This is a genomic window from Mesorhizobium sp. BAC0120, assembly GCF_033542235.1.
GTDB lineage: Bacteria > Pseudomonadota > Alphaproteobacteria > Rhizobiales > Rhizobiaceae > JAWRCU01.
Window position 1 is genome coordinate 14020 of sequence record NZ_JAWRCU010000028.1, and the last position, 24703, is coordinate 38722.

Here is a 24703-nt window from a genome sequence, read left to right on the forward strand (position 1 = left end):
GCTAAAGGGGAATGCCGTAAGCGTCGGCGAAGGATTGCAGTTCGCGGCGCACGTTGCGGCCTCGCGCCGGTTTCGACAAGGTATCGTCGAGCATCTCTTTCAGCGCCGCGTAGGGTAGCTCGTGGACCATTGCCTTGACAGGGCCAATGGCCGCGGCCGACATGGAAATGGCCCTGTAGCCGATACCGATGAGCGCCATCGCCGAAATGGGTTTGCCGGCAAGCTCGCCGCACAGCGTCACCGGCGTGCCCGTCCGCTCGCCGGCATCGACGATCTGCTTCAACACGCGCAGGAACGGCACCGACAGCGGGTCGAAACGGTCGGCAAGCTGTGTGTTGCCGCGATCCGTCGCCACGATGAACTGGAACAGGTCGTTGGAGCCGACCGAGACGAAATCGACCGCCGCCATAAGCTCGTCGAGCTGCCACATCAGCGCCGGCACCTCCAGCATCGCGCCGAGTTTAAGACTTGTGGGCAGATGGTGCGCGAAGCGCGACAGGTGCCGCACCTCGCGATCGATGATCTCGCGCGCCTGTGCGATCTCGGAAAGCTCGGTCACCATGGGTAGCATGAGCCGCAATTCGCGTCCGCCTGCCGCCTTGAGCAATGCCCTGATCTGCGTCCGCAACAGGCCGGGCCGGTCGAGGGTGAGCCTGATCGCCCGCCAGCCAAGCGCCGGATTCTCCTCGACGGTAGCGTTCTTGAAATAGGGGAGCACCTTATCGCCGCCGATATCGATCGTGCGAAACGTGACCGGCTTGTCTCGCGCCGCGTCGAGCACGTCGCGATAGAGCCGCTCCTGCGCCTCCGCGCGTGGGAAGGTCGAGGCGACCATGAACTGCAACTCGGTCCGGAACAGACCGATGCCGGCTGCCCCCGACTCGGCAAGTTGCGGCAGGTCGACCGCCAGCCCGGCATTTATGAGCAGCGTGACCTTCACCCCGTCGGGCGTGACCGCCGGCTTATTTCTCAGCTCGCGGTAGAGCTCCTGCCGTCGCGCCCGGAAGCGAACCTTCTCGGCATAGGCGCTTTCGAGATCGGCCTGCGGCCTCAGATGTACCTTGCCGTCGTCGCCGTCCACGATCGCCGGATCGCCGTTTTCGGCCATCGACACGGCGCCGGGCACCTGCCCGGCGACCGGAATGCCCATGGCCCGGGCAACGATGACCACATGGCTGGTAGCAGCCCCGTCCTCGAGCACCAAGCCGCGCAGCCTGTCGCGGGGGTAATCGAGCAGTTCGGCCGCACCCATCGAGCGGGCGACGATGATGGCATCCTTCGGCAGCGTATCGGCGAGCAAATCGGGGCCGCGTCCCATCAGCTGCCTGAGCAGCCGATTGGTAAGGTCGTCGAAATCGCTCATCCGCTCGCGCAGATAGGGATCGGTCATGTGCAGCATGCGCGCGCGCATGTCGCTCTGCACCTTCTCGACCGCCGCCTCGGCGGTAAGGCCGTTGCGCACCGCCTCCTCCAGCCGGCGCACCCAGCCGCGGTCGTTGGCGAACATGCGGTAGGCTTCGAGCACGGCCCGGTGCTCACCTTCGAAGGCAACTTCGCGGCGCGACAGCATGTCGTCTATGGAGAGCCGGAGCGAACCGAGGGCCTCGTCGAGGCGGCTTATTTCCTCGTCGCTGTCCTCGTTGAAGAGGTTCGTGACGACGACACGCGGCTCGTGGAGCACCACATGGCCGAGCCCGACCCCGTCGTTGAAGGAGTGGCCGGCAAGGCTGACAGGCTTCCTGAGGTCGAGCTCCAGGCCTGGACGCGTCAGTCTCGCAAGGTCGCCGGTCGCAATCATCTCGGCAATCACCATCGCGGTCGTTTCCAGCGCCTCGAGCTCGTCATCGCGATAGTGCCGCTTGGTGCGGTTCTGCACGACCAGAACGCCCAGCGTACGGCCGGCGCGCAGCACCGGCACACCGAGGAAGGAGTTGTAGATCTCCTCACCCGTTTCCGGCAGGTAGGCGAAGGCCGGGTGAGTCTGCGCGTCCGGCAGATTGAGAGGCCTGGCGCTTGCGGCGATCGTGCCGACCAGGCCCTGCCCGAGCTTCAACTGGGCAAGGTGCACCGAACCCGGGTTGAGGCCCTCTGTGGCGTAGAGTTCGAGCACCCCATCCGCACGCAAAACATAGAGCGAACAGACCTCGGCCACCATGTTGGCGGCGATTTCGCGCACGATGCGGTCGAGCCGAGCCTGCGGCTCGAGCGGCTCCGCCATCAGCTCGCGCAGGCGCTTCAGTAGGACGCGCGGACCTGCCGCCATGTCACGTGTCGACATTCTCCAACGCCCACCAGCCAGTTTTGCGCCCCGGCCCTGAGCCCGTCGAAGAGGGATAGGTCAGGAGCGGCCGCCAGCCATCGCTCGAATCTATTTTCCAGCTACTGCTTATCTAGACCATAAACGGAATGCAAAGTACGAACCGCAAGTTCCGTATACGGTCCGTCGATCAATATGGATATCTTGATCTCGGAGGTCGTGATCGCACGGATGTTGATGGCGCGGTCGGCCAACGCCTTGAAGGCGGTGGCGGCGACGCCCGCATGGCTTCGCATGCCTATACCGATCACCGAGACCTTCGACATGCCGGCTTCCGACTGTACGGCGTCGAACCCGACGGTCTGTCTGACCTTTTCCAGCACGGCGAGCGCCTTGTCGATGTCGCCCGACGGCACGGTAAAGGTCATGTCCGTGAACTTGCCGTCCTCGGAGATGTTCTGGACGATCATGTCGACGTTGATGTTTGCCTCGGCAAGCGGCCCGAAGATGCTGGCGGCCACGCCCGGTCGGTCCGCCACCCGGCGCAGTGAAATCTGGGCTTCGTCCTTGGCGTAGGCGATACCGCTGACAACCTGCTGTTCCACGATTTCATCCTCATCGCAAATGAGCGTACCTGGCGGGTTCAAGAGATCGCCCATGCCGGGTGCGTCCGGATCCTCGAAGGAGGAACGCACGAAGGTGCGCACCCGATGCACCATCGCCAGCTCCACCGAGCGGACCTGTAGCACCTTGGCCCCGAGCGAAGCCATTTCCAGCATTTCCTCGAACGAAATCTTCGAAAGCCGCCGGGCCTTGGGCTCGATGCGCGGGTCCGTCGTGTAGACGCCGTCGACATCGGTATAGATGTCGCAGCGGTCTGCCTTGACCGCCGCGGCGATAGCTACCGCGCTGGTATCCGAGCCTCCCCGGCCGAGCGTGGCGATGCGGTTATCCGGCGCCAGGCCTTGAAAGCCGGCTATGACCGCCACCTGCCCTTCGCCGAAACGCTTGATCAGGAAGGATCCGTCGATGTCGGTGATGCGGGCTGCGCCATGCGCATTGTCGGTACGGATCGGGATCTGCCAGCCTTGCCAGGAGCGGGCGTTGACCCCCATCGACTGGAGAGCGATCGCGAGCAGGCCGGACGTGACCTGCTCTCCCGATGCGACGACTGCGTCATACTCGCGCGCGTCGAAGAAGGGGCTTTTGGCGCCCGTCGCCTTGGGGATGCCCTGGACCCAGCCGACAAGCTCATTGGTTTTTCCCGACATTGCGGAAACCACGACCGCAACCTCATGGCCGGCGTCGACCTCGCGCTTGACGTGGCGCGCGACGTTGTGGATGCGGTCGAGATCGGCGACGGACGTCCCGCCGAATTTCATCACGATGCGCGCCATCGGCCCGGAGCGAACCTTCTGAAGGCTGCCGCTCAGTTAAGCCGGGAGCCTGTTGAAACGAAAGCGCCCCGGCTTGCCGAGGCGCGGAATTCGCCGGCTCATTAGCCAAAACAGCCTGGTCGCGCAAGGACGCGTCTGCAACCGCCCTTGCCAGCGAGCCTCGCCTCCCATTCAACTCTTCAGTCTGTATCCGGTCCTGAAGATCCACGCGACGATGCCGAGGCAGATCGCCAGGAAAGCAAAAGTCATGCCGAGGCTGATCCCGATGCTCACGTCGGACTTGCCGAAGAAGCTCCAGCGGAAGCCGCTGATCAGGTAGACTACCGGGTTGAACAGCGAAACCGTCTGCCATACCGGAGGCAGCATTGAGATCGAATAGAAGCTGCCCCCAAGGAATGCGAGCGGCGTGACGATCAGGAGCGGGATCATCTGAAGCCGCTCGAAACCGTCCGCCCAGATGCCGATGATGAAGCCGAACAGGCTGAACGTCACGGCCGTCAGCACCAGGAACAGTATCATCCAGAACGGGTGCTCGATGTGGAGCGGCACGAAGAAAGTCGATGTGGCGAGGATGATCAGGCCGATCATCGTCGATTTGGTCGCGGCCGCGCCGACATAGGAAAGCACCGCCTCGAAATAGGAGACCGGCGCCGAAAGCACCTCGTAGATCGTGCCGGTGAATTTCGGAAAATAGATCGCGAACGAAGCGTTGGAGATGCTTTGCGTCAAAAGCGTCATCATGATCAGCCCCGGCACGATGAAGGCACCGTAGGCCACCCCTTCGACCGCATCGATGCGCGAGCCGATCGCCGCGCCGAAGACGACGAAATACAGCGCTGTAGATATGACGGGCGAAACGATGCTCTGCAGGATCGTCCTGAACGCCCGTGACATCTCGAAGACATAGATCGCTTTGATTGCATAAAGGTTCATTGCCGCCCCCTCACCAGCCCGACGAAAATTTCTTCCAGCGAGCTTTGATGCGTCTGCAGGTCCTTGAAGCCGATGCCCGCCCTGCCAAGTTCGTCGAGCAGCGCAGTGATGCCGGTCCGCTCGCCCTGGGTGTCGTAGGTAAAGACGAGTTCATGTCCTTGATTGGCGAGCTCAAGCCGGTGGCCGCCGAGCGCCGGCGGGATTTCCGAAAGCGGAGTGTGCAGTTCGAGTGTAAGCTGCTTCTTACCGAGCTTGCGCATCAGGGCGGTCTTTTCTTCGACCAGGACGATCTCGCCCTTGTGGATGACGCCGACGCGGTCGGCGAGTTCCTCGGCCTCTTCGATATAATGGGTGGTGAGGATGATGGTCGCCCCGGCATCGCGCATCGAGCGGACAAGCTTCCACATGTCACGCCGGAGCTCCACATCGACGCCCGCTGTCGGCTCGTCCAGGAAGAGTATCTCCGGTTCGTGAGAGAGCGCCTTGGCGATCATCTGGCGGCGCTTCATTCCGCCGGAAAGGGTGATGATCTTTGCGTTTCGCTTCTCCCAAAGCGACAGATCCTTAAGGATCTTCTCGATCAACGCGGGATTGGCCGGCTTGCCGAACAGGCCGCGGCTGAACGTGACGTCGGCCAGCACCGTCTCGAAGGCATTGGTCGTCAGTTCCTGCGGGACCAAACCGATCATCGAGCGGACGGCGCGGTAGTTCGCAATGATGTCCTTGCCCGCAACCTTCACCTCACCTGCCGTCCGATTGACGATGCCGCAGATGATATTGATAAGCGTCGTCTTGCCGGCGCCGTTCGGCCCGAGCAGAGCGAAGATTTCGCCGCGGCGGATCTCGAGATTGACATTTTTCAGCGCCTGAAAGCCGGCCGAGTACGTCTTGGAAAGATTGGATATTGCAACTATCGGCTGCATGAAAGGCGTCGATCGGGCCATGTCCCATCCCTATGCAAGTTTCGCAAAGATGTCCTCGCTTTTGCGACAAACAACGAATCCAGCGGGCATTCGTGGGTCGACCATGAATGCCTGGTTGGCTAAAGCACTGTCGCAGGCCAAATGCCATAGGCGACCGGCGGCCCTGCGCGAGTTCGCTCGATATAGAGCCGGCTCGGCCGTTAACCAAGCCGAAAGCGTCGTGTCGATGATCTTGCAGCGTGAGGCCGCGCATGCATTGGCGTCGAAGCCTTGCAAAGCCTCCGCTCCGTCCGCTATTTGCCTTTCATCTCGGCCAAGGTGGCCGGCCACCCCTCACGCACGCTCGGATAGCGCGGGCTCCACCCGGTTTCCTCTTTCAGCTTGCGGTTGGAGAGACGCAACGAACGTGCCGCCGCTTCCCCCACGCTGCCGAACAGCACCGTTGCCCACGACGGCAGGAACCGCGGCGGTCTCAACCCCAGATTCTCGGCCAGCGACCCAAAGAATACTGCGCGCGTGACCGGCTCGTCATCGCTCACATTGTAGGCGCCGGCCGACGCATCGAGCGCCGCGACGACCGCGGAAGCGGCATCGTCATGGGAGATCGACGAAATGTAGCGGTCCGCCCCGCCCGGCAGCACCGCCAGGCCTTTGCGCAGCCCGTCTACGTAGCCCTGCACCTGAATCGCGTCGGGCCCGTAGAAAGCCGCGAAGCGGAGGACCACGCCTGCCCTGCCATCATCTGAGAAGCTGGTCGCCGCCGCTTCGGCATCGAGCACCGTCCGGTTGTAGTCGGAAGGATCGAGAGGAGTCGTCTCGTCGATCCAGCGGTCGCCGCTGTCGGGATAGGTCGGTGCGAAGGATTCCTGGATCAGCCTCGCAGCGCCGCCCTCTCGTGCTGCCGCGGCGATGTTCGCCGCCCCTTCGGTCCTGATACGATCGTTGAGCCTCCACGAGCTGCGGAACACCATCTTCCAGGCCGCCGAGGGCATGTGCGTGGCCAGATTGATGACGACGTCATGTCCGGCCACGGCGCGTCTCAGCGCATCCGGATCGAACAGGTCGACATTCACGAATGTGAGGCCGCCATGCACGACCGCCGCCGAATCGGGCATTTTCCTCACGATCGCCGTGACGGAATGTCCTTGAGCCAGAAGAAGTGGGATAGCGCGCCGACCGACGACGCCCGTGGCGCCGCTCACGAAAACCTTCATGGGTCGCTCGTTTCATCCTCAGGAGGAGCCATGTCCCCGTTCGTCGGCTCTGGTCGGTCCTTCGACACCCGGCCACCACCGGGTTAGCGGCCGGCGCCCGTTTTTCAGCATCTGTGGCAGGCGCTCGGCAAGTCAACGGTGATAGCCTGGGCATGACCGCGATTGTCTCCTTGACTTTCGCGTGGCGCGGCCCGACTTCCTGTGCTCGGAGGAGATCATCCCCATGGCCGAAGCACGACGCACGACGATCGACACCGGCGAAGTGGCCCGTTTTTCGGCACTCGCCGCTGAATGGTGGAACCCGAATGGCAAGTTCCGCCCACTCCACAAGTTCAACCCGGTCCGGCTGGTCTACATCCGCGACGAGGTGGCGACGCGCTTTGGCCGCGATCCGCGCGCGGCGCAGCCGTTTGAAGGCTTGCGCTTCCTCGACATCGGCTGCGGCGGCGGCCTGCTTTGCGAGCCTATGGCGCGCCTCGGCGCCGAAGTGGTCGGCGCCGACGCCTCTGCCACCAACATCGAGGTGGCGAAGCTCCATGCCGAGCAGGCCGGTGTTTCGATCGACTACCGCAACACGACCGCCGAGGATCTGGCCGAGGCCGGCGAGCGGTTCGATGTCGTGCTCAACATGGAAGTAGTCGAGCACGTCTCCGACGTCGATTTCTACATCGCCCGTTGCGCCGAGATGGTGAAACCGGGCGGGCTCATGTTCGTCGCCACCATCAATCGGACACTGAAAGCGCTTGGGCTGGCGATCATCGGCGCCGAATATGTGCTGCGCTGGCTGCCGCGCGGGACGCACAACTTCAGCAAATTCGTCCGGCCCGAAGAGCTGGAAAAGGCGCTCGCTCCGACGGGCATGACGATCGTCGACCGCACCGGCGTCGTCTACAACCCGCTCGCCGACCGGTGGCAACGCTCGAAGGACCTGGACGTGAACTACATGGTGCTCACGGAGAAGCCACGCCTGGCCACGCCCGATGCACCGGCGTCGGATACGGGAGCAGTCTAGGCGATTTGGCAGACACGTGTCCCCACGGTTTTGCGACGAGATACTGCGCGAGGTCTCATGAAAGGCCCCGATAGGAAGGCTGCTATTGCGGCCTACAAGGAAGAGAAGGTCATCGCCGGCATCTATGCCGTCCGCTGCCTTCCGACTGCAAAAGTTTGGGTTGGCAGCGCCCCGAACCTCGCCACGATACAGAATCGGATCTGGTTCATGTTGCGCCAGAATGCCAGCGCCAACCGCGCCCTTCAGGCTGCGTGGAACGACTCGGGCGCCAGTGCCTTTTCGTTCGAGATTATCGAGCGGCTGGACGAGGAGACTTCACCCTATTTCCAGGCCGCCGGGCTCAAGGACCGGCTGCAGTATTGGCGTGCAGCTCTTGAAGCCGAGCTTGTTTAGCCGGCGCTTCAAGACATTCTCACCGCAAATGTCCGTGCCATCCGGATCTTCACGCGACGGGCACGGAGCTCAGATCGCCGACTGCATGCGAGGGGCTGCAGCACGGATGCCGCGCTCCTCGAGCAAGGGCAGAACGTTATCGCGGAAATAAGGGAACTCCTCCGCATAGTCGACGAAGGACAGTGTCGTGCCGCGGAAGCCCGCAGCATGCAAGCCGGCGATTCCGTCGGCAACCTGCTCCGGCGTGCCGGTGAGGGGGAACCCGCCATGTCCCGCCGCCATGCGGTCGCGGATCAATGCCAGCAGGTCGTGCGGGAAGGATTGCGCGTGAGCGAACTGCAGCCGCACAAGATTGTCGACGGCCTCCCAATCGGCATTCGTCCGGCCGAAATGTTCGAGATAGTCCTTCGCCTCCTTTTCGGTTGGCCGACAGACGACATGCGCGAAGGTGAGCACCTCGACAGAGCGGCCGGCCTCCCTTCCCTGCTCCTTCAGCGCCGCAACTTCCGCTTTGGAACGCGAGAGGTCGATCGCCGGCGTGAACAGGAAGTTGGCATTGCGCACCGCGAACTTGCGGCCTTGCTCGGATCCGGCGGCATTGATGATCGGCAAGGGCTTTGCCGGCCGTGGATCACCGAGCACGTTCCTCAGCTTGAAGAAGGCGCCGTCCCAGTCGAAGGCCCCCGTACGGGTCCACAACGCCCTGACGACATCGAACCACTCTTGCGCGTAGCCGTAACGGGTCTCGTGGTCGTCGGGCAGGGTCAGGCCGAGAGCCTCGTATTCGGGTTTGTTCCAGCCGGCGACAATGTTGAGGCCGATGCGGCTCCCGCTGATCTGGTCGATGGTCGCGAGTTGCTTGGCGACGACCACAGGATGGTTGGCGGCCGTGTGGATGGTGGCGAAAACGGTGAGGTTGCGGGTGTGGGCGAGGAGCCCTGTTGCCCAGGTCATCGTCTCCAGCACGCTGCCATGGAAGTTGGTCTCGCCGCCGTAGCCAATCCACCTCGCGATCGGCAGCATGAAGTCGACGCCCGCGTCGTCGAGCAGACGAGCGAGCCGCAGATTGTTGTCCCATGAGCTTACCCAGCGCTCCGGAACCTTCGTGACAGTCATGCCGCCGGAGCAGTTGGACGCAAAGGTGCCGAGGAAGAACGGCTGCGAGTTGGAGGCGTCGAGCATACTCATGTCTGGTTCCCCTATTGCTTATAATTTATGATAAAAAGTCTATCATAAATTCACATGGACGCAATTTGCAATCCATGCATGCTTGCCGGCGGGGAGCCGGCACATGAGCAAGCGGAAAACACCTTTGGGAACATCAGACGATCTTCTGGATCGCGGTTGGCACCTCGCCCGCACGCCGCTGGAAATCGACGTGACGGAGGTAGAGTACGCGCTGATGCGGTCTTATGAAGCTTTCGGCCGGTGGCAGGCCGAATGCTTGGCGACCGTGATCGAGTTCTCGGCAAGCGGGCCGGAGAACGCGCTGCTGCATATCATCAGAATGAACGACCGGCCCAAAAGCGTGCGCGACCTCGCTTTGATGACCAACCGGGAGGACATCCCCAACATCCAGTATAGCCTGCGCAAGCTCCTGAAGGGTGGCTTCGTTAAGCGCACCGGCAGCGGACGCGCGGGCGTCACCTACGAGGTCACGCCCCTCGGGCAGCGCGTGACGGAGCGCTATGCCGACATACGCGAAGTGCTGCTGATCGGCGCGGTGAAGCGCATCCCGGATCTTGCCGGCAAGCTCGAGGTGGCGGCGCGAACGCTGGAACTCATGACCGGCATCTATGAGGAGGCGGCGCGGGCGGCTGCCACTCACCGCCAACGCCATCCGCAGCCCGAAGTGAAAGGCGGTTAGCGGAAGATCTGCGGCCTCGCGGTAACATTCCTTCAAGACTACCCGATCCCATTGATCCATCCTGGCGGGCAGCTCGGCCAACTGGCCGTCACTGAATTTAGGACCCGTGCATCATGGATAAGGAAACCGTCCGACAGCTCGCCCTCGCCCTTCCCGATGCGGAGGAGAAGGCGCATTTCGGCCGGCCGGATTTCCGCGTCCGCAACCGCATCTTCGCAACGCTCCCCAAAGATGCCCATGCGGTCGTCAAACTGACGCCCGACCAGCAGGAGATGCTCATCAGCAGCGAGCCGTCCCTATTCAAGCCGGTCATTGGCGGGTGGGGCCGGCAGGGATGGACTGAGGTGATGCTTGCGCATGCGGACGAGGTAACACTGAAGAGTGCGCTGCTCATGGCTTGGCGCAATGTGGCGCCAGCCTCCCTTCAGAAAGGGCTCGGTCTCGATGCGATCACGCTATCGACGACAGCCTGGCTCGCGACTGTGCGCAAGCCTTGACTGCTTCATTTCTGCGCCTTTGTCGTCATCAGGACGCCGATGGTGATGATGAACGCCCCGATCCAGGTGAGCGTCTGGTAGTGCTCGCCGAGAAATACCGTCCCCGAGAACAGTCCGACGGCGGCGGCGACATAGCCGATCTGGCTCAAATAGACCGGCCCGCCGACCGCCTGCAGCCTGAAGAAGAAGGCGAACATGGCGGCGCTGGATGCGACCTGGGCAAGCGTCACGCCCGGAACGCTACCGAGCGCAATTAACGCACCGCCATTGCCGGTCGCGAACAGGAGGATAAGCAGCATGCTTGCTGCCGCCAGATGGCTACCGGCAGCGAGCTCGATCGGCCCGGCATCCTGCGGCCAGTCGAATGTCCGGTAAATGTTACCCGCTGCAAGAAACACCGGGATCAGCAGTCCGACGATGACCCAGAAGGCTTCGGCCGGCTGGCCGACCTCGCCTCGCGTCAGCGCTACCATCACCGCGCCGACGAAGCCGATCGCTATCCCCGCGACACCGAGCAAATTGGGCCGGCGCACCCCGAGCGCGATTGAAAGCACCAGCGTGATGACCGGCGAAAGTGTGAACATGATGCCCGCATAACCCGCGCCAAGATGCGGGATGGCCGAGAACATCAGAAGATTGGGGATGGCATAGGAGATCGCCGCAGCGATTGCGAAATAGCGCAACCGATGCGCGGTGAGCTTGAAACGACGGCCCGTGATGAGAAGAGCACCGATGAGCACGCCGCCCGCGCCGCCGGAGATCACCAGAGCCCACACGATCGCCGGCACGCCGGCGGCGGTGGCAACCTTGCCGAAAGGCAGCGTGAGCCCGAGCAAGCCGCCGGTGATGACCAGCAGGCCGATTGCGGACTCCCACAGCCTGTTCGTGCGGATATCTTCGGCACCAACGGTCATTGCGCAGCCTCGCGAAGGTTGATCGCCAGGTTCAGATCAAATGAGTGAATAGCGGATAGGGAATAGCGAATAGCGAATAGCCAATGCTGAATGGTGAGGTGCTCAGTACGCTATTTCTAATTCCTGTCATCTGGAAACACCGGCAGCGGCACAAACGGCACGCCGTCCTCGGCAAGGCTCTTTGCCTCATCCGGAGAGGCCTCGCCATAGATGCCGCGCGGCTCCGTCTCGCCGAAATGGATCTTGCGCGCTTCCTCGGCGAACTTGTTGCCGACATAATCGGCATTCTCGCGCAGCTTTTCGGTCAGCGCCTTTATTTCGGTCATGACACGACGCTGCTCGGCATTCATCGCGAGCGCCACCTTTTCCTTTTTCCGGCTGGTCGAGACGGCCGGGGCCATCAGGGTCTTTTCGACCTTGTGCGAGCCGCATTCGGGGCAGTCGATCAGCCCGCGCTTTCTCTGCTTGTCGAAATCGTCGCTGCTGCGGAACCAGCCATCGAACTCATGGCCTTGCTCGCAGCCCAAAGTGAAACGGATCAAGATGCCGCCCTCAGCTTGTCGACGCTCGCGCCCGGCGCGACCTCGTTGACCTTGAACTCGCGCGAGTTCCTGAGGTTGGGAATTTTCTTGCGCGCCTCGGCGACCACGGCCGTATCGATGTCGGCATAGACGATGCCGGGCTCGTCACTTCCTTGCTCGGCCACGATGCGGCCCCAGGGATCGACGATCAGCGAGTGCCCGAAGGTCTCGCGCCCGTCCTCATGCAGCCCGCCTTGCGCAGCCGCGATCACCCAAGCGCCGTTCTCGATCGCGCGCGCCCTGAGCAGCGTGTGCCAATGCGCCTCGCCGGTCTGCCGCGTGAAAGCGGCCGGCACGGTGAGCACTTCGGCCCCGGCCAGCGCCTCGGCACGGAAGAGCTGCGGGAAGCGCAGATCATAGCAGACGGCAAAGCCGAGCCTGGCGAACGGCAGGTCGGCGACGACTGCCTCGGTGCCGGGCTCGTAGGTCGCAGATTCGCGCCAGCTCTCACCATGGTCGAGATCGACGTCGAACATGTGGATCTTGTCATAAGTGGCGATGCGCGCCCCGTCGGGCCCGAACAGGAAGGCGCGGTTCGCGACCTTGCCGTCGGTCCTGGCGATCGCAGTAGAGCCGACATGGAGATATAGGCCGAGCTCGCCTGCGAGCCGCGCCGCGGTACCGGCAATCAGGTCGCGCTCCTCGGGAAGCAGCGCGGCGGCGAGCGCCGCCTTGTCGCGCACGAGCGCGCCCGTCATCTCGGGAGTCTGCACATAGATCGCACCGCCGGCGGCAGCCTCGCGCACTTTTGCCTCGAACGTCGCCGCATTGCGCTCCGGATCGGTCCCCGAACGCATCTGGATCGCGGCTGCCTTGAAACTCGCCATCGTCCCTCTCAGTTCAACTGTCCGGTTGCAAGCAGGTCATCGAGCCGACCCTGCCGGTCGAGCGCGTAGAGATCGTCGCACCCGCCGACATGCACCTCGCCCACGAAGATCTGCGGAAACGTCATGCGGCCATTGGCGCGGCTGATCATTTCCTGCCTCGCCTCCGGCGTGGCGGTAGCGTTGTGCTCGGTATAGCTCACGCCTTTCTGGTCGAGCAGACGCTTGGCCGCCTCGCAGTAACCGCACCAGTCTCGTGTGTAGATCGTGACATCCGCCATGATTTTACCTGCTTGTGGGCAGCTATATAAGCTCCGCCTCGCTCGCCGAGAAGTCCCCCGGCAGCACACGCGCGAAGGTGAGCACATCGACCTCTGCTGCGCCACCCCGCTTCAATGCGCGCGTCACGGCGCCTGCCGTCACCCCTGTCGTGTAGACGTCATCTATCACCAGCACACGCCGGCCGCGCACGAGCACTTCGCGCTCAGAAGGCACGCGGAAAGCGCCCCGCACATTGTCCTCGCGGGCGGCAAGCCCAAGACCGACCTGCTGGTGGGTGGCCCTGATGCGCGTCACGGCCTCCGGCGCGAACGGCTTGCCCCCACCCTTGGCGACGGCCCGCGCCAGCTCCGCCGACTGATTGAAGCGTCGCCGGACGAAGCGGCGCCAGTGAAGTGGCACGGGCACGACGACATCGGCTTCGGCGATGAGCTCGGCACCGGCGCGCAGCATCCAGCGCGCCATCCACGGTGCGAGACCTGTGCCGTCATGGTATTTCAGGCTCTGCACCATCTGACGCGCCACGCCTGAATAGACGACAGCGGAGCGTGCCCGCCGGAACGGCGGCGGGTTGGCGATCGCCTCCGCCGAAAGGAAGCCCTCGCCCATGTCATGCATGAATGGTGTGCCCATCACCGGGCACCATGGCCTCTCCAGGAACCTGAGCTTCGGCCAGCACTCGCCGCACAGAGTTCCCGGTTCCGCAACTAGTCGGCGGCAACCAGCGCAAGCCGGCGGGAACAGCACGTCGGCAGCCCAGCCGAGCGCTCGTCCTGCAAAGACCTTGAACTCTCTCCCCCGATCCGCCACGTGGTAACCCATCAAAGCGCGTCCGGAAAACGCGGGCACCCGTTTTCCGCCCCGGACGTACGCCAACAGAGACATCAGAGAATAGCCTGCAGCCCGGCCGCAGGCTATCCGCCAAAGAAGCTTTCGGATCAAGCCTTGCAGCCGATTTTCGACGACCAGCTCATTCTCCGGCACAAGCACCGCGCACTCATGGCGGCAACGCCCGGGATATCCTTCCTGCTCGACCGCGCCGCAGAGGATCTTGCCGAGCGGCTATCGACGGTCGAGCGGCGCTTTGCCAAGGCCGCCGCCCTGTTCTCGCTGACCCCCGCCGCTGGCGACGCGGTGCTCGCCAGCGGCAAGGCAGGAGAGTTGGTCCGCATAGAGACGGATCAAGCCTTCCTCGGCGGCGGGCCCGGCATGGTCGGCAGTTTCGGCCACATCCCGCTTGAACCGGAAAGCATCGACCTTGCCGTATCGCTGCTCTCTCTGCACGAAGCCAATGACCTTCCCGGTGCGCTGATCCAGATCCGCCGGGCGCTTCGGCCCGACGGCCTGTTCCTCGGCGCGATCGCCGGCGGCGGCACGCTTGCAGAGCTGCGCGAGACCCTGCTCGTCGCAGAAACGGAGATCTATGGCGGCGCAAGTCCGCGCGTTGCGCCATTCACGGACGTCCGCGACGCCGGCGCGCTTCTGCAGCGGGCAGGCTTCGCGCTGCCCGTAGCCGACGTGGAGGCGCTTACCGTGCGTTATGATTCCATGTTCACATTGATGCGCGACCTGCGCGCCATGGGCGCTGCGAACGCCCTGACCGCGCGCTCGCGCCGGCCGGGCTCGCGGCGGCTGTTCGCCCGCGCCGCCGAACTTTATGGAGAGAGATTCTCGGACCCCGACGGCCGCGTCCGTGCCACATTCTCGATCGTGTGGATGTCGGGCTGGGCGCCGCATGCCTCGCAGCAGAAGCCGCTGAAGCCCGGCAGCGCCGAAGTATCGCTCACCAAATTGCTGAAATAGTCCTGGGCAGGATGTCGAGCAGAAGGCCAGTGAAGCGGCTCGGCGTCAATTGCCGGTCTGCTCCAGAGTAGTTGTCGCGTAGCCGAACATGTTGAGGAGGGCGTCCTTGACCCCTTCAACGCCGGCGACGACCGCCAGGGAAAGAACCGCTACAATCAAACCGTACTCGATTGCCGTCGCCCCGTGCCGGTCTGCGAGAAATCTGCTGATAGTCGTTCGCATGACAGTATCCATTTCGCCAGGAACCTAAGGCGTCGGCCGTTAAGAAACATTAACGCCGCAGCATTAACCATATATGAAAGGCTGTGTCCGACCACCGGCACGATGTCGAACCGACGGTCGGCGAAGCAAAGCGCCGTCACGTTTCTGATGAGATCGTGCTGCGAAAAAACCCCGGATCGGGGTGAATGGGCTCTATCGAAACCGTCAAGCTCCGCGTGTTCAGCAGTCACCGGCCCGTCGGCCGTTGCTTTGAATAACACATATCGAATCCGGCGAAGATTGCAGCACGCTCTTGCGGATTGTGTAGGTTCTGTCGCCTTTATTGATGCTTCCGGTCGTGAACTCGTCGAGGCCGAAACGCGTAGTGCCCTGCGCGAAATAAGAGCGTGTCTGGTTCTCGGCGAGCGGAGTGAGGATCAGCGCCAGCGCGATGGCCGCCGACCCGAACAGCAGCGCGATGCGCAATAGCCCCATGCCGGTGCCGCCGACCGGCCAGCCGCGGTCGTTGCGCACCACATCCCATTCGTTTTCCATGATGTGCTCCCCGGTTGCCTGGATGGACGGGCGAAGTGCCGCCTTTGAATCAATTTTTCATGCCGGGATAAAGGATTGATTAATTGTTGGTCGCCGGATTGGGTACTGGGGACAGTTTACTTTTTCCGCTGGCGCAAGTTCTCGACTGCCGCCAGCTTTCTGCGGAAAAAAGTAAACTGTCCCCGGGAGAGCCCCTCAAAGAAGGTCTATCAGGAAGGGTATCAGCGGCGCGTCGGCCGGTGGCATCGGGTAGTCGCGCAACTGCTTCGGCCGCACCCATTTGAGTGCCTGCCCCTCCTTCGGCTGCGGTGTGCCCCAGAAGCGCCGGCAGACGTACAGCGGCATCAGCAAGTGAAACTTCTCGTAGGCATGGCTCGCGAAGGTGAGCGGCGCAAGGCATGCGGCCTTGGTCTCGATCGCAAGCTCCTCATGCAATTCTCGGATCAGCGTCTCCTCGGGCGTCTCGCCCGGCTCGACCTTGCCGCCGGGAAACTCCCAGAGCCCAGCCATCGGCTTGCCCTCAGGCCGCCGCGCAATAAGCACGCGCCCGTCCGCATCGACCAGAGCGCATGCGGCGACGAGCAGCACAGGCTTCACAGGGCTATCCATGAGCGCTTCCCGCCGGCTGCCGGTAATGGTAGCGATAGATCTCGACAAAGCCGATCGAGCGGTAAAGCGCCAGAGCGGCCCCGTTATCAGCTTCGACCTGCAGCCAGGCTTGGCCGGCGCCGTGCTGGCGCGCCCATTTCAGCGCCGAGAGCACCAACCGCCGCGCGTGTCCCTGGCGCCGCTCGCCAGGGTCGGTCGCAATTTCAAACAGCCCGGCAAGTTCGCCGTCATGTACGCAGATCGCGCTGACGACAGGCTTGTCGTGGATCTGATGCACGAAGAGCCCTGCGTCCGGCTGGATCGAGCCGATTACCTCGGAGAGACCGGGCCGGATCGACTCCCCTGCGCCGCGCACGGCGAGCGCCGCCGTCACGAAGCGCGCGATGTCCTTGAGCGGGATCTGGTCGATGGCCTCGGAAAAATCCGCCTGATCAAGGTCAAGCCGCATCACCAGCGACTCAGAGAAATAGGACCAGCCTTCCCGGTCGAGATAGGCCGACAGTTCCCTGCCCGAAAGCGGCGAGAGCCTGAAGGTGAGCGGGCGGCCATAGGCGGCGAAGCGGCGCCCGATCCGCCCGATCCGCCCCTCTATGTCGCCGACATCGGCCGGGTCGAGCGGGTTTACCGAATTGAGGCGCTTCGCCGGATGACCGGCAGTCAGCCTGATCGCCCAGGTGCCGTCATATTGCACGGATGCAGCAGGCCAGGCCCGGAAGCCTGCCGCCTCGAAGCGTCGCACCCTGGCAAAATCCGGCTTTCGCTCCGTGCGCTTCGCCGTCAATCCATCAGCTCCGGTAGTCGCCGTTGATCTCGACATATTCCTTGGTGAGGTCGCAGGTCCAGACCGTCGCCTTGCCGCTGCCGAGCCCGAGATCGACGCGGATCGCGACCTCATCGCGCTTCATGTAGGCCGAAGTCGCCTGCTCGGAATAGTCCGGATCGCGCTCGCCCTGAAATGCAACGCGGATATCGCCGAACCAGACCGATAGGAGGTCGCGGTCGGCCGGCTCGCCGGCCTTGCCGACGGCCATCACCACCCGGCCCCAATTGGCGTCCTCGCCGGCGATCGCCGTCTTCACCAGCGGCGAGTTGGCGACCGACAGCGCGACCTTCTTCGCAGACCGCGGCGACTTCGCCCCGGTCACGGTCACCTCGACCTGCTTGCGCGCGCCTTCCCCGTCCCGCACCACCTGCAGCGCCAGCGACTTCAGCACGCGGTCCAGCGCCCGGCGGAACGGCGCGAGCCGCGGATCCTTCGCATCGGAAATGCACGCCACGCCGCGCTTCTTTGCCGTTCCGGTCGCAAACAGGAGCAGCGTGTCGCTCGTCGACGTATCGCTGTCCACGGTCACCGCATTGAAACTCTTGCCGACGCCGGCCGAAAGCAGCGCCTGCAGCACCGGTGCAGCGATCGGCGCATCGGTCGCCACGAAGGAGAGCATCGTCGCCATGTCCGGTGCGATCATGCCGGCGCCCTTGGCGATACCGTTGATCGTCACCTCAGTGTCGCCGAGCTTCACCGTCGCGGTGGCATATTTCGGGTAGGTGTCCGTGGTCATGATCGCTTTGCCGGCGTCAGCCCAGCGGCCGGGCTCGGCCTTGGCGGCGAGGTCGTCCAGCAGATGAGCGAAGCGCCCGGCATCCAGCGGCTCGCCGATCACGCCGGTCGAAGCGAGGAAGACCTCCTCCGCCTTGCAGCCGGCCGCCTTGGCGGCGGCATCCGCCGTCATCCGCGTCGATTCCCGCCCCTTCTTGCCGGTGAAGGCGTTGGCGTTGCCGGAATTGACGACGAGCGCTCGCGCCTTGCCGCCCGCGAGATTGGCGCGGCAGAGGTCGACCGGTGCGGACGGGCATTTCGAGCGCGTGAAGACGCCCGCGACCTCGGTTTCCTCATCGAACACCATCATCATGAGATCGGTGCGATGCTTGTACTTGATGCCGGCCTCGGCAGTGGCGATCCGCACACCCTCGATCGGCGGCAGCTCGGCGTAGGTCTTCGGGGCAAGCGGCGAGACTTTGGTCGACATGGAAGCTCTGGAAATGTGAGGGACGGGCATCGTTTGCCCCAGACGGTTTGCACGCGCAAGGCGTTTTCTCGCTCCGGCACCATGGCCTCCCATGCGAGCCGAGGCTGCGCAACCGAACGGCGATGTCGGATGTCAGCATGCTCGGATCCGGTAATGCCCCAGCCTTGTTCCATCTCCGGCTCTCGGGCAGTGTTGCGCTGGCTTTGGAGGAGGCGATGATGTGCGAACCCCAGATCATCCTGCGCAAATGGAGCGGCCGCATCAGGACCGCCGACGAGGCGGTATATGTCGCCTATATCGCAAAGACGGGGTTGAAGGAGTACTCAGAAACCCCTGGCAACCTCGGCTACCAGATGATGATGCGCACGCTAGGCGACGGCGTCAGCGAAGTCAGCACGCTGAGCTGGTGGCGCGACATGGAGGCCGTGCGCAGCTTCGCCGGAGATAATCCCGAGCGCGCTGTCTACTACCCGGAGGACGACCGCTTCCTGCTCGACCGGCCGGAATTCGTCGAGCACCATCGCGTATTTGCAAGCAACATCGGTCTCGGAGAAGCATAGCCTCGCCAGGCCTGTCGGTCGGATTCAGGCCTGACGGTCCGATTGGCGTCACACGACCGTGCGCGCCTTCGTCGATTCGATTTTGCGCGACGGCAGGGCGTCGGCCGAAAGGCGATTGTTGATCTGTCACGCAGCGTGGTCGACCACGCTGCTCGCGCCCTCCTCCCGCGCGCAATGAGCGCAGCAGTAGATGACGTCATTTTCCTCGACGCCATGCCCCAAGATCCGGCAACCGCAATGCGCACAGGTCGGCGCAAGTTTTTGGGCCGCGCACTCGAAACTGTCGAACGTGTAGCTCTGTCCTGCCATCGAAATTGAGAAGGACTTGTCGTAGTCGTTCCCGCAAACGTCGCATCGCGCCATGACGTCACCTTTCACTTGGCCCCCGCATAGAACCGCTCTCGAAGAGCCATGTTCCAACGCAGGACCGAGAAAGCCGGCGCGACGGAGCTGAGCGTCAGAGCAATGTCGCTGGGAAGGGCGCCAGGCGCCCCTCCTCAACGTCAGTCTACTGCTGGGATTTTTCGAGTTGCCCGACAGAGTTCTTCAGGTCAGGGTCGGCGATCTCGATCTTGGCAGCGTCGCGGACCTGCTTGACGAACGCGAAATACTCGTCGCGCAAGAGCATCGAGCGCACCTGGTCCTTCACCTGCTCGAAAGCCGGCGGCTGCTTGGCCCGCTTGTCCTCGACCTTGATCACATGCCAGCCGAACTGCGTCTGCACCGGCTCCTTCGTGTACTGGCCCGCATTCAGCGCGAATGCCGCCTTCTCGAACTCCGGCACCATCTGACCCGGGCCGAACCAGCCGAGATCGCCCCCGGAGGTCTTGCCGCTCGGATCATTCGTCTTCTCGTTGGCGAGCTTTTCGAAGTCACCGCCGGCGTCGAGCTGCTTGATGATGTCCTGGGCCTCTTCCTTGGTCTTCACGAGGATGTGTCTGGCCTTCACCTCATTGACCGGCGGCTGGTTCGCGACCTCCTGGTCGTAGCGGGCGCGAATGTCCTGGTCGGTGATCTTGCCGGCCACATCCTTCTCGACCACAGCGCTGTGCAGCGAGCGGTCGCGCAGGAAGGCGATGCGGCGCTGGAACTCATCCGTTTTGTCGAGGCCCTCCTCAACACCCTTTGCCGCGAGCACCCTGATTTCGATGATCGCGGACATGGCAGCCGCGCGGCGCTGCTCTTCCGGCAAACGCGAGAACTGCTGGTCGAGGTCGGCGAGGGCCAGCTCCAGGTCGGCCTCAGTGATCGGCTGGCCATTGACGGTGCCGAGCACGGTGTTGGGCGCCGGCGGCGCAGCTGGCGTCGGCTGTGGCTTGTCCTCAGCGAATCCAGCCGCCGTCCCGATAATCAACAAGGCGGCAACGGCGGTGAGGCGGACAAGCAGGCCGCGTAACGGGGATGTGTTCATGACAAGAACTCCGGAAGGTCGGATCGCGAGGCGATTTGTCGCGAAAACTGGCAGATTTCCGCGCCGCAGAGGGCTTCGCTGCTACGTTGACATCGGTCCGGCCCCCTCTTATCTGTCCTTCATCCTTGCGTCCAGAACCGTTTTCTGGACGTTTTTGATTGGTAGACCCTGCCATCTGACGGTATCAGGCGGGTTGGGCCGGTAAACCCGGCAAGATCCGCCCAAAGCTTTGGAATGAAAGGACCAGTGGATGGTCAGTCTCGGCGGGATCGCCCGCAAAATCTTCGGCTCCTCCAACGACCGGCGCGTCAAGTCGCTGCGTCCCCGTGCCGCACAAATTACGGCGCTGGAGCCTGAGATCAGCAAGCTCACCGATGCCGAGCTGCGGGCCAAGACCGACGAATTCAAGGCAAGGCTCGCGGACGGCGCCACACTCGATTCCATCCTTATCGAAGCCTTCGCGGTAGTGCGCGAGGCCGCCAGGCGCGCCATCGGGCTGCGCCCATTCGACGTCCAGCTCATCGGCGGCAGCGTGCTGCATTCCGGTTCGATCGCCGAGATGCGCACCGGCGAGGGCAAGACGCTGGTCGCGACCTTGCCCGTCTATCTCAATGCCCTCGAAGGCAAGGGTGTCCACGTCGTCACCGTCAACGACTACCTTGCCAAGCGCGACTCCGAATGGATGGGCCGCGTCTATTCCTTCCTGGGGCTGACGACCGGCGTCATCGTGCACGGCCTCACCGACGACGAGCGACGCGCTGCCTATGCCTGCGACATCACCTACGGCACCAACAACGAGTTCGGCTTCGACTATCTGCGCGACAACATGAAATACGAGCGCTCGCAGATGGTGCAGCGCGGCCACCATTACGCGATCGTCGACGAGGTGGACTCGATCCTGATCGACGAGGCACGCACGCCGCTCATCATCTCCGGCCCGCTCGAAGACCGCTCCGAGATGTACAACACCGTCGACGCCTTGATCGTGAAGATTGGCCCCGAGGACTATGAGGTCGACGAGAAGCAGCGCACCGCAATCTTCACCGAGCAGGGCACGGAGAAGGTGGAGGGCATGCTGAAGGCGAATAACCTGCTGAAGGGAGAGTCGCTCTACGACGTAGAAAACGTCGCCATGGTCCACCACGTCAACAATGCGCTGAAGGCCCACCGCCTGTTCCAGCGCGACAAGGACTATATCGTGCGCAACGGCGAGATCGTCATCATCGACGAGTTCACCGGCCGCATGATGCCCGGCCGCCGCTATTCGGAAGGGCTCCACCAGGCACTCGAGGCCAAGGAGCACGTGGCGATCCAGCCCGAAAACCAGACGCTCGCATCCATCACCTTCCAGAATTACTTCCGCATGTACAAGAAGCTCGCCGGCATGACCGGCACGGCTTCGACGGAAGCGGAGGAGTTCGGGAACATCTATAATCTCGACGTGGTCGAGATACCGACCAACCTGCCCGTCATCCGGATCGACGAGGACGACGAGGTCTACCGTACGGTCGAGGAGAAGTACAAGGCGATCATTCAGGAGATCCGCGACGCCAATGCCAAGGGCCAGCCGATCCTGGTCGGCACCACCTCCATCGAGAAATCGGAACTGCTCGCCGAGCGGCTGCGCAAGGAGGGTGTCAAGAACTTCCAGGTGCTGAACGCGCGTTATCACGAGCAGGAGGCCTATATCGTCGCCCAGGCCGGCGTGCCGGGCGCGATCACGATCGCCACCAACATGGCCGGCCGCGGCACCGACATCCAGCTCGGCGGCAACCCCGACATGCGCATTCGCCAGGAGCTTGCCGACATGCCGGAAGGTCCCGAGCGCGACGCAAAGGAGGCGGCGATCCGCGCCGATATCCAGCGCCTCAAAGAGAAGGCGCTCGCCGCCGGCGGTCTCTATGTGCTCGCCACCGAGCGCCATGAGTCGCGCCGTATCGACAACCAGCTGCGCGGCCGCTCCGGCCGTCAGGGTGACCCCGGCCGCTCTAAGTTCTACCTCTCCATCCAGGACGACCTGATGCGCATCTTCGGGTCCGACCGCATGGACGGGATGCTGAAGACCCTCGGCCTTAAGGAGGGCGAGGCGATTATCCATCCCTGGATCAACAAGGCTCTGGAGAAGGCGCAGAAGAAGGTCGAGGCGCGCAACTTCGACATCCGCAAGAACCTTCTCAAATATGACGACGTGATGAACGACCAGCGCAAGGTCATATTCGACCAGCGGCTGGAGCTGATGGACGGAGAGAACATATCCGACACCGTCGCCGAGATGCGCACCGAGGTGATCGAGGCGATGGTCGCCCGCCATATCCCCGAGCAGGCCTATGCCGAACAGTGGGATGCCGCCGGCCTCAAGGAGAGCTGCATCGCCAACCTCAACCTGGACCTGCCGATCGAGGATTGGGTCAAGGAAGAGGGCATCGAGGAGAACGCGATCCGCGAGCGCATCACCGCGGCCGCGGATGTGGCTGCGGCTGACCGTGCCCAGCGCTTCGGCGCCGATATCATGGCCTATGTCGAGCGCTCGATCGTGCTGCAGACGCTCGACCATCTGTGGCGCGAGCATCTGGTCAATCTCGATCACTTGCGCTCGGTCGTCGGCTTCCGCGGCTATGCGCAGCGCGACCCGCTGAATGAATACAAGTCCGAAGCCTTCGAGCTCTTCCAGGCGATGCTGGGCAACCTGCGTCAGGCCGTCACCGCGCAATTGATGCGCGTCGAACTGGTGCGCCAGGCTGCCGAAGCCCCGCCGCCGCAGGCACCCGAGACGTTTGGCAGCCATATCGACGGCACGACGGGCGAAGACGATTTCGGCGAGGGCTATCCGGGTGACGGGGCCGGTGTCATGACGCTCACGCGTGCCGAACACCATGCAGTGCCCGCCGAACAGCGCGATCCCAAGGACCCGAGCAGCTGGGGCAAGGTCGGCCGCAACGAGCCTTGCCCCTGCGGCTCGGGCAAGAAGTACAAGCACTGCCACGGCGCATATGCCTGAGGCGGTGTAACTCCCGGCGACAGTTTGCGTTTTCCGCAGAGAGGCGTCGGCAGTTTGACGTGGCGCAAGGCAGGAAAAGGTGAACTGTCCCCCGCCGCCTGCGCTATTGCTGTGGCAGGACTGCCTGGCGCCCATGTTCCGGGCCGTTCGGCCGGCCATCTTGCCGAGGGCCGGCACCAGCTATCTGCCTGATCGCGAAAGCATAGAATAGCAGGGATGTTGCCGATCCCGCCCACCGGCCTCGCATGACTTGCAGCAGTCCCAGACCGCCGAAGACGAGCGCAACCATGGGATTGTTCAGGATGCGCAGCGCCCCGAAAGCATTCCAGAAATTCTCGCTGGCTGGCCCCACGGCATAGCCTCTCATCGCCTGGAGAGCGCTGAGGCTCATCAGGCCGATGGAGGCCGCATCGCCTGTCGCGAGCGTGGCCGCCTTCTCATTCGCGGTGGAGAACCGTCTCTGCGCCGACCGTCCATTCGGTCGCTGTGCGGTCGGGCCATTCGAGCGCAGAGCTGAAGAAGAAGGCGCCTCCTGAAGGTCGAACACTTCGGATTTCGTGGCGATGTCTCGGATGGCAGGCAAATCGGCCTGATGCTGAATGACAATGCTTGCGGTGACGGGATTCGCCCACAATGCCGATATTTCCGGGTGTTTGGCGAGCTTCTCGACTGTCGAGCGAAAATACGAAGCGTCATGGCGGAGTTCCGGAATTCTCACCCGGAGACGTCCAGGCATTGCGTGTTCGACTGTAGCTTTAGGAAGCATGATTTGCCTCTCGACTGTCATCAGACCTTCGCACGAACGTCATATGACATCCCTCGAAATCCCACGTCTTAGAAACAAGGATGGCATAAGGACGAAATGCATCGACGATTGAAAGCCCATATCGCGCACCGCACTCCTGGCCGGCTGAGGCTCAAGATACATGCTGCCCGCGACAATGCCGGCTTCTTCGCCGCGCTGAAGGCGGAGCTGGTTGGCATCGAGGGCGTGCTGAGCGTTACGGTCAACCCTGCAGCGGCAAGCATTGTCATCGTGCATGACGGCAGCGTAGGCACGCTGGCGCTCTGCAATGGCATTCCTGCATTGGCAATCGTGCCGTCTGCCATTGATCCGATCGCGGCCGAAGGCGATGGCGCTGCGGACTCTCTCCGAGCCGAAGCGGCTCTGCTCTTGATCAAGCTTCTGCCTTTCGCATGTGCGCGGCACCCCCTTGCGCAACTGGCAGAAATTGTCGCCGAGCCGGTGCTTCGGGTGGTGGTGCAGGCGCTGACACGTCCGAGTCTCAAGCGGCTCGGCCGCTCGCTCGAGGATGAGGCCGTTTTGCTTGCGGCCTAGAGCATGATCCCGAAAAGTTGCAGACTTTTCGGGCAAGATCATGCGTTGAGGGACACTAGCATGATCCCGAAAAGTTGCAGACTTTTCGGACAAGATCATGCACCAAAGG

General features: G+C 63.2%; 26 protein-coding genes. 8 read left to right on the top strand and 18 right to left on the bottom strand.

Going from position 1 to position 24703, the window contains the following annotated elements:
- Nucleotide 1: 1 nt before the first annotated feature.
- The 5 genes from ptsP to SAZ10_RS31810 form a co-directional block, all read right to left on the bottom strand.
- Nucleotides 2–2278 carry a phosphoenolpyruvate--protein phosphotransferase gene (ptsP, locus tag SAZ10_RS31790; RefSeq protein ID WP_318613534.1) on the bottom strand — a complete coding sequence of 759 codons (2277 nt, stop codon included), beginning with the start codon at nt 2276–2278 and terminating at the stop codon, nt 2–4.
- 101 nt (nt 2279–2379) lie between these two features.
- The gene (locus SAZ10_RS31795) at nt 2380–3654 is read right to left on the bottom strand and encodes an aspartate kinase (protein ID WP_318613535.1); all 1275 of its coding nucleotides are present in this window, start codon (nt 3652–3654) and stop codon (nt 2380–2382) included.
- 171 nt (nt 3655–3825) lie between these two features.
- A complete protein-coding gene (locus SAZ10_RS31800) occupies nt 3826–4587 on the bottom strand; it encodes an ABC transporter permease (RefSeq protein ID WP_318613536.1) in 762 nt (253 codons plus the stop codon).
- A complete protein-coding gene (locus tag SAZ10_RS31805) occupies nt 4584–5510 on the bottom strand; it encodes an ABC transporter ATP-binding protein (protein WP_318613573.1) in 927 nt (308 codons plus the stop codon). Before SAZ10_RS31805 ends, SAZ10_RS31800 begins: the two co-directional genes overlap by 4 nt.
- Before the next feature lie 293 nt (nt 5511–5803).
- Nucleotides 5804–6724: an NAD(P)-dependent oxidoreductase gene (locus tag SAZ10_RS31810; protein ID WP_318613537.1), complete on the bottom strand. Its 921-nt coding sequence runs from the start codon at nt 6722–6724 to the stop codon at nt 5804–5806.
- Nucleotides 6725–6947: 223 nt separating this feature from the next.
- On the opposite strand from SAZ10_RS31810, the gene ubiG reads away from it, so the two are divergent.
- Both ubiG and SAZ10_RS31820 read left to right on the top strand, forming a co-directional pair.
- Entirely contained in the window at nt 6948–7736 is a 789-nt protein-coding gene (gene ubiG / locus SAZ10_RS31815) for a bifunctional 2-polyprenyl-6-hydroxyphenol methylase/3-demethylubiquinol 3-O-methyltransferase UbiG (RefSeq protein ID WP_318613538.1), read from the top strand.
- A 57-nt stretch (nt 7737–7793) separates the two neighbouring features.
- Nucleotides 7794–8129, top strand: coding sequence for a GIY-YIG nuclease family protein (locus tag SAZ10_RS31820; protein WP_318613539.1), 336 nt, complete (start codon nt 7794–7796; stop codon nt 8127–8129).
- A gap of 69 nt (nt 8130–8198) precedes the next feature.
- Here the strand turns inward: SAZ10_RS31820 and SAZ10_RS31825 are convergent, their stop codons facing one another.
- The gene (locus tag SAZ10_RS31825) at nt 8199–9317 is read right to left on the bottom strand and encodes an LLM class flavin-dependent oxidoreductase (RefSeq protein ID WP_318613540.1); all 1119 of its coding nucleotides are present in this window, start codon (nt 9315–9317) and stop codon (nt 8199–8201) included.
- Between the two features lie 103 nt (nt 9318–9420).
- Between SAZ10_RS31825 and SAZ10_RS31830 the strand changes: the two genes are divergently transcribed.
- Together SAZ10_RS31830 and SAZ10_RS31835 are read left to right on the top strand one after the other, a co-directional pair.
- Nucleotides 9421–9996 (top strand): winged helix DNA-binding protein, encoded by a 576-nt coding sequence (locus tag SAZ10_RS31830; protein ID WP_318613541.1) that lies wholly within the window; start codon nt 9421–9423, stop codon nt 9994–9996.
- Between the two features lie 113 nt (nt 9997–10109).
- A complete protein-coding gene (locus tag SAZ10_RS31835; protein ID WP_318613542.1) occupies nt 10110–10493 on the top strand; it encodes an MmcQ/YjbR family DNA-binding protein in 384 nt (127 codons plus the stop codon).
- A gap of 5 nt (nt 10494–10498) precedes the next feature.
- Here SAZ10_RS31835 and SAZ10_RS31840 read toward each other — a convergent pair whose 3' ends face one another.
- The 5 genes from SAZ10_RS31840 to SAZ10_RS31860 all read right to left on the bottom strand — a co-directional run bounded on the left by SAZ10_RS31840 (nt 10499) and on the right by SAZ10_RS31860 (nt 13913).
- Nucleotides 10499–11407: a DMT family transporter gene (locus SAZ10_RS31840; protein WP_318613543.1), complete on the bottom strand. Its 909-nt coding sequence runs from the start codon at nt 11405–11407 to the stop codon at nt 10499–10501.
- A gap of 116 nt (nt 11408–11523) precedes the next feature.
- Nucleotides 11524–11949, bottom strand: coding sequence for a DUF1178 family protein (locus tag SAZ10_RS31845; RefSeq protein ID WP_318613544.1), 426 nt, complete (start codon nt 11947–11949; stop codon nt 11524–11526).
- Nucleotides 11946–12815 carry a carbon-nitrogen hydrolase family protein gene (locus SAZ10_RS31850; RefSeq protein ID WP_318613545.1) on the bottom strand — a complete coding sequence of 290 codons (870 nt, stop codon included), beginning with the start codon at nt 12813–12815 and terminating at the stop codon, nt 11946–11948. Before SAZ10_RS31850 ends, SAZ10_RS31845 begins: the two co-directional genes overlap by 4 nt.
- Nucleotides 12816–12823: 8 nt before the next feature.
- The gene (grxC, locus tag SAZ10_RS31855) at nt 12824–13093 is read right to left on the bottom strand and encodes a glutaredoxin 3 (RefSeq protein WP_318613546.1); all 270 of its coding nucleotides are present in this window, start codon (nt 13091–13093) and stop codon (nt 12824–12826) included.
- Nucleotides 13094–13115: 22 nt separating this feature from the next.
- Nucleotides 13116–13913 carry a ComF family protein gene (locus SAZ10_RS31860; RefSeq protein ID WP_318613574.1) on the bottom strand — a complete coding sequence of 266 codons (798 nt, stop codon included), beginning with the start codon at nt 13911–13913 and terminating at the stop codon, nt 13116–13118.
- A gap of 123 nt (nt 13914–14036) precedes the next feature.
- Between SAZ10_RS31860 and SAZ10_RS31865 the strand changes: the two genes are divergently transcribed.
- On the top strand, nt 14037–14894 hold the full coding sequence (locus SAZ10_RS31865) for a methyltransferase domain-containing protein (RefSeq protein ID WP_318613547.1): 858 nt from the start codon (nt 14037–14039) through the stop codon (nt 14892–14894).
- 45 nt (nt 14895–14939) lie between these two features.
- Here the strand turns inward: SAZ10_RS31865 and SAZ10_RS31870 are convergent, their stop codons facing one another.
- The 5 genes from SAZ10_RS31870 to argJ form a co-directional block, all read right to left on the bottom strand.
- Nucleotides 14940–15116 (bottom strand): Flp family type IVb pilin, encoded by a 177-nt coding sequence (locus tag SAZ10_RS31870; protein WP_318613548.1) that lies wholly within the window; start codon nt 15114–15116, stop codon nt 14940–14942.
- Nucleotides 15117–15335: 219 nt separating this feature from the next.
- The gene (locus SAZ10_RS31875) at nt 15336–15650 is read right to left on the bottom strand and encodes a hypothetical protein (protein WP_318613549.1); all 315 of its coding nucleotides are present in this window, start codon (nt 15648–15650) and stop codon (nt 15336–15338) included.
- 195 nt (nt 15651–15845) lie between these two features.
- Nucleotides 15846–16259 (bottom strand): 8-oxo-dGTP diphosphatase MutT, encoded by a 414-nt coding sequence (gene mutT / locus SAZ10_RS31880; RefSeq protein ID WP_318613550.1) that lies wholly within the window; start codon nt 16257–16259, stop codon nt 15846–15848.
- A complete protein-coding gene (locus SAZ10_RS31885; protein ID WP_318613551.1) occupies nt 16252–17040 on the bottom strand; it encodes a GNAT family N-acetyltransferase in 789 nt (262 codons plus the stop codon). The genes mutT and SAZ10_RS31885 overlap by 8 nt, the downstream gene beginning before the upstream one ends.
- A gap of 4 nt (nt 17041–17044) precedes the next feature.
- On the bottom strand, nt 17045–18286 hold the full coding sequence (argJ, locus tag SAZ10_RS31890) for a bifunctional glutamate N-acetyltransferase/amino-acid acetyltransferase ArgJ (RefSeq protein WP_318613552.1): 1242 nt from the start codon (nt 18284–18286) through the stop codon (nt 17045–17047).
- A gap of 137 nt (nt 18287–18423) precedes the next feature.
- On the opposite strand from argJ, the gene SAZ10_RS31895 reads away from it, so the two are divergent.
- On the top strand, nt 18424–18846 hold the full coding sequence (locus SAZ10_RS31895) for a hypothetical protein (protein WP_318613553.1): 423 nt from the start codon (nt 18424–18426) through the stop codon (nt 18844–18846).
- A gap of 508 nt (nt 18847–19354) precedes the next feature.
- On the opposite strand, the gene SAZ10_RS31900 is transcribed toward SAZ10_RS31895, so the two are convergent.
- Nucleotides 19355–20257: a peptidylprolyl isomerase gene (locus SAZ10_RS31900; RefSeq protein ID WP_318613554.1), complete on the bottom strand. Its 903-nt coding sequence runs from the start codon at nt 20255–20257 to the stop codon at nt 19355–19357.
- 250 nt (nt 20258–20507) lie between these two features.
- Here SAZ10_RS31900 and secA point away from each other — a divergent pair, with 250 nt between their 5' ends.
- A complete protein-coding gene (secA, locus tag SAZ10_RS31905; RefSeq protein ID WP_318613555.1) occupies nt 20508–23255 on the top strand; it encodes a preprotein translocase subunit SecA in 2748 nt (915 codons plus the stop codon).
- 103 nt (nt 23256–23358) lie between these two features.
- Here the strand turns inward: secA and SAZ10_RS31910 are convergent, their stop codons facing one another.
- Nucleotides 23359–24042: an HMA2 domain-containing protein gene (locus SAZ10_RS31910; protein ID WP_318613556.1), complete on the bottom strand. Its 684-nt coding sequence runs from the start codon at nt 24040–24042 to the stop codon at nt 23359–23361.
- A gap of 75 nt (nt 24043–24117) precedes the next feature.
- Between SAZ10_RS31910 and SAZ10_RS31915 the strand changes: the two genes are divergently transcribed.
- Nucleotides 24118–24594 carry a hypothetical protein gene (locus SAZ10_RS31915; protein ID WP_318613557.1) on the top strand — a complete coding sequence of 159 codons (477 nt, stop codon included), beginning with the start codon at nt 24118–24120 and terminating at the stop codon, nt 24592–24594.
- The last annotated feature ends 109 nt before the right edge of the window (nt 24595–24703 follow it).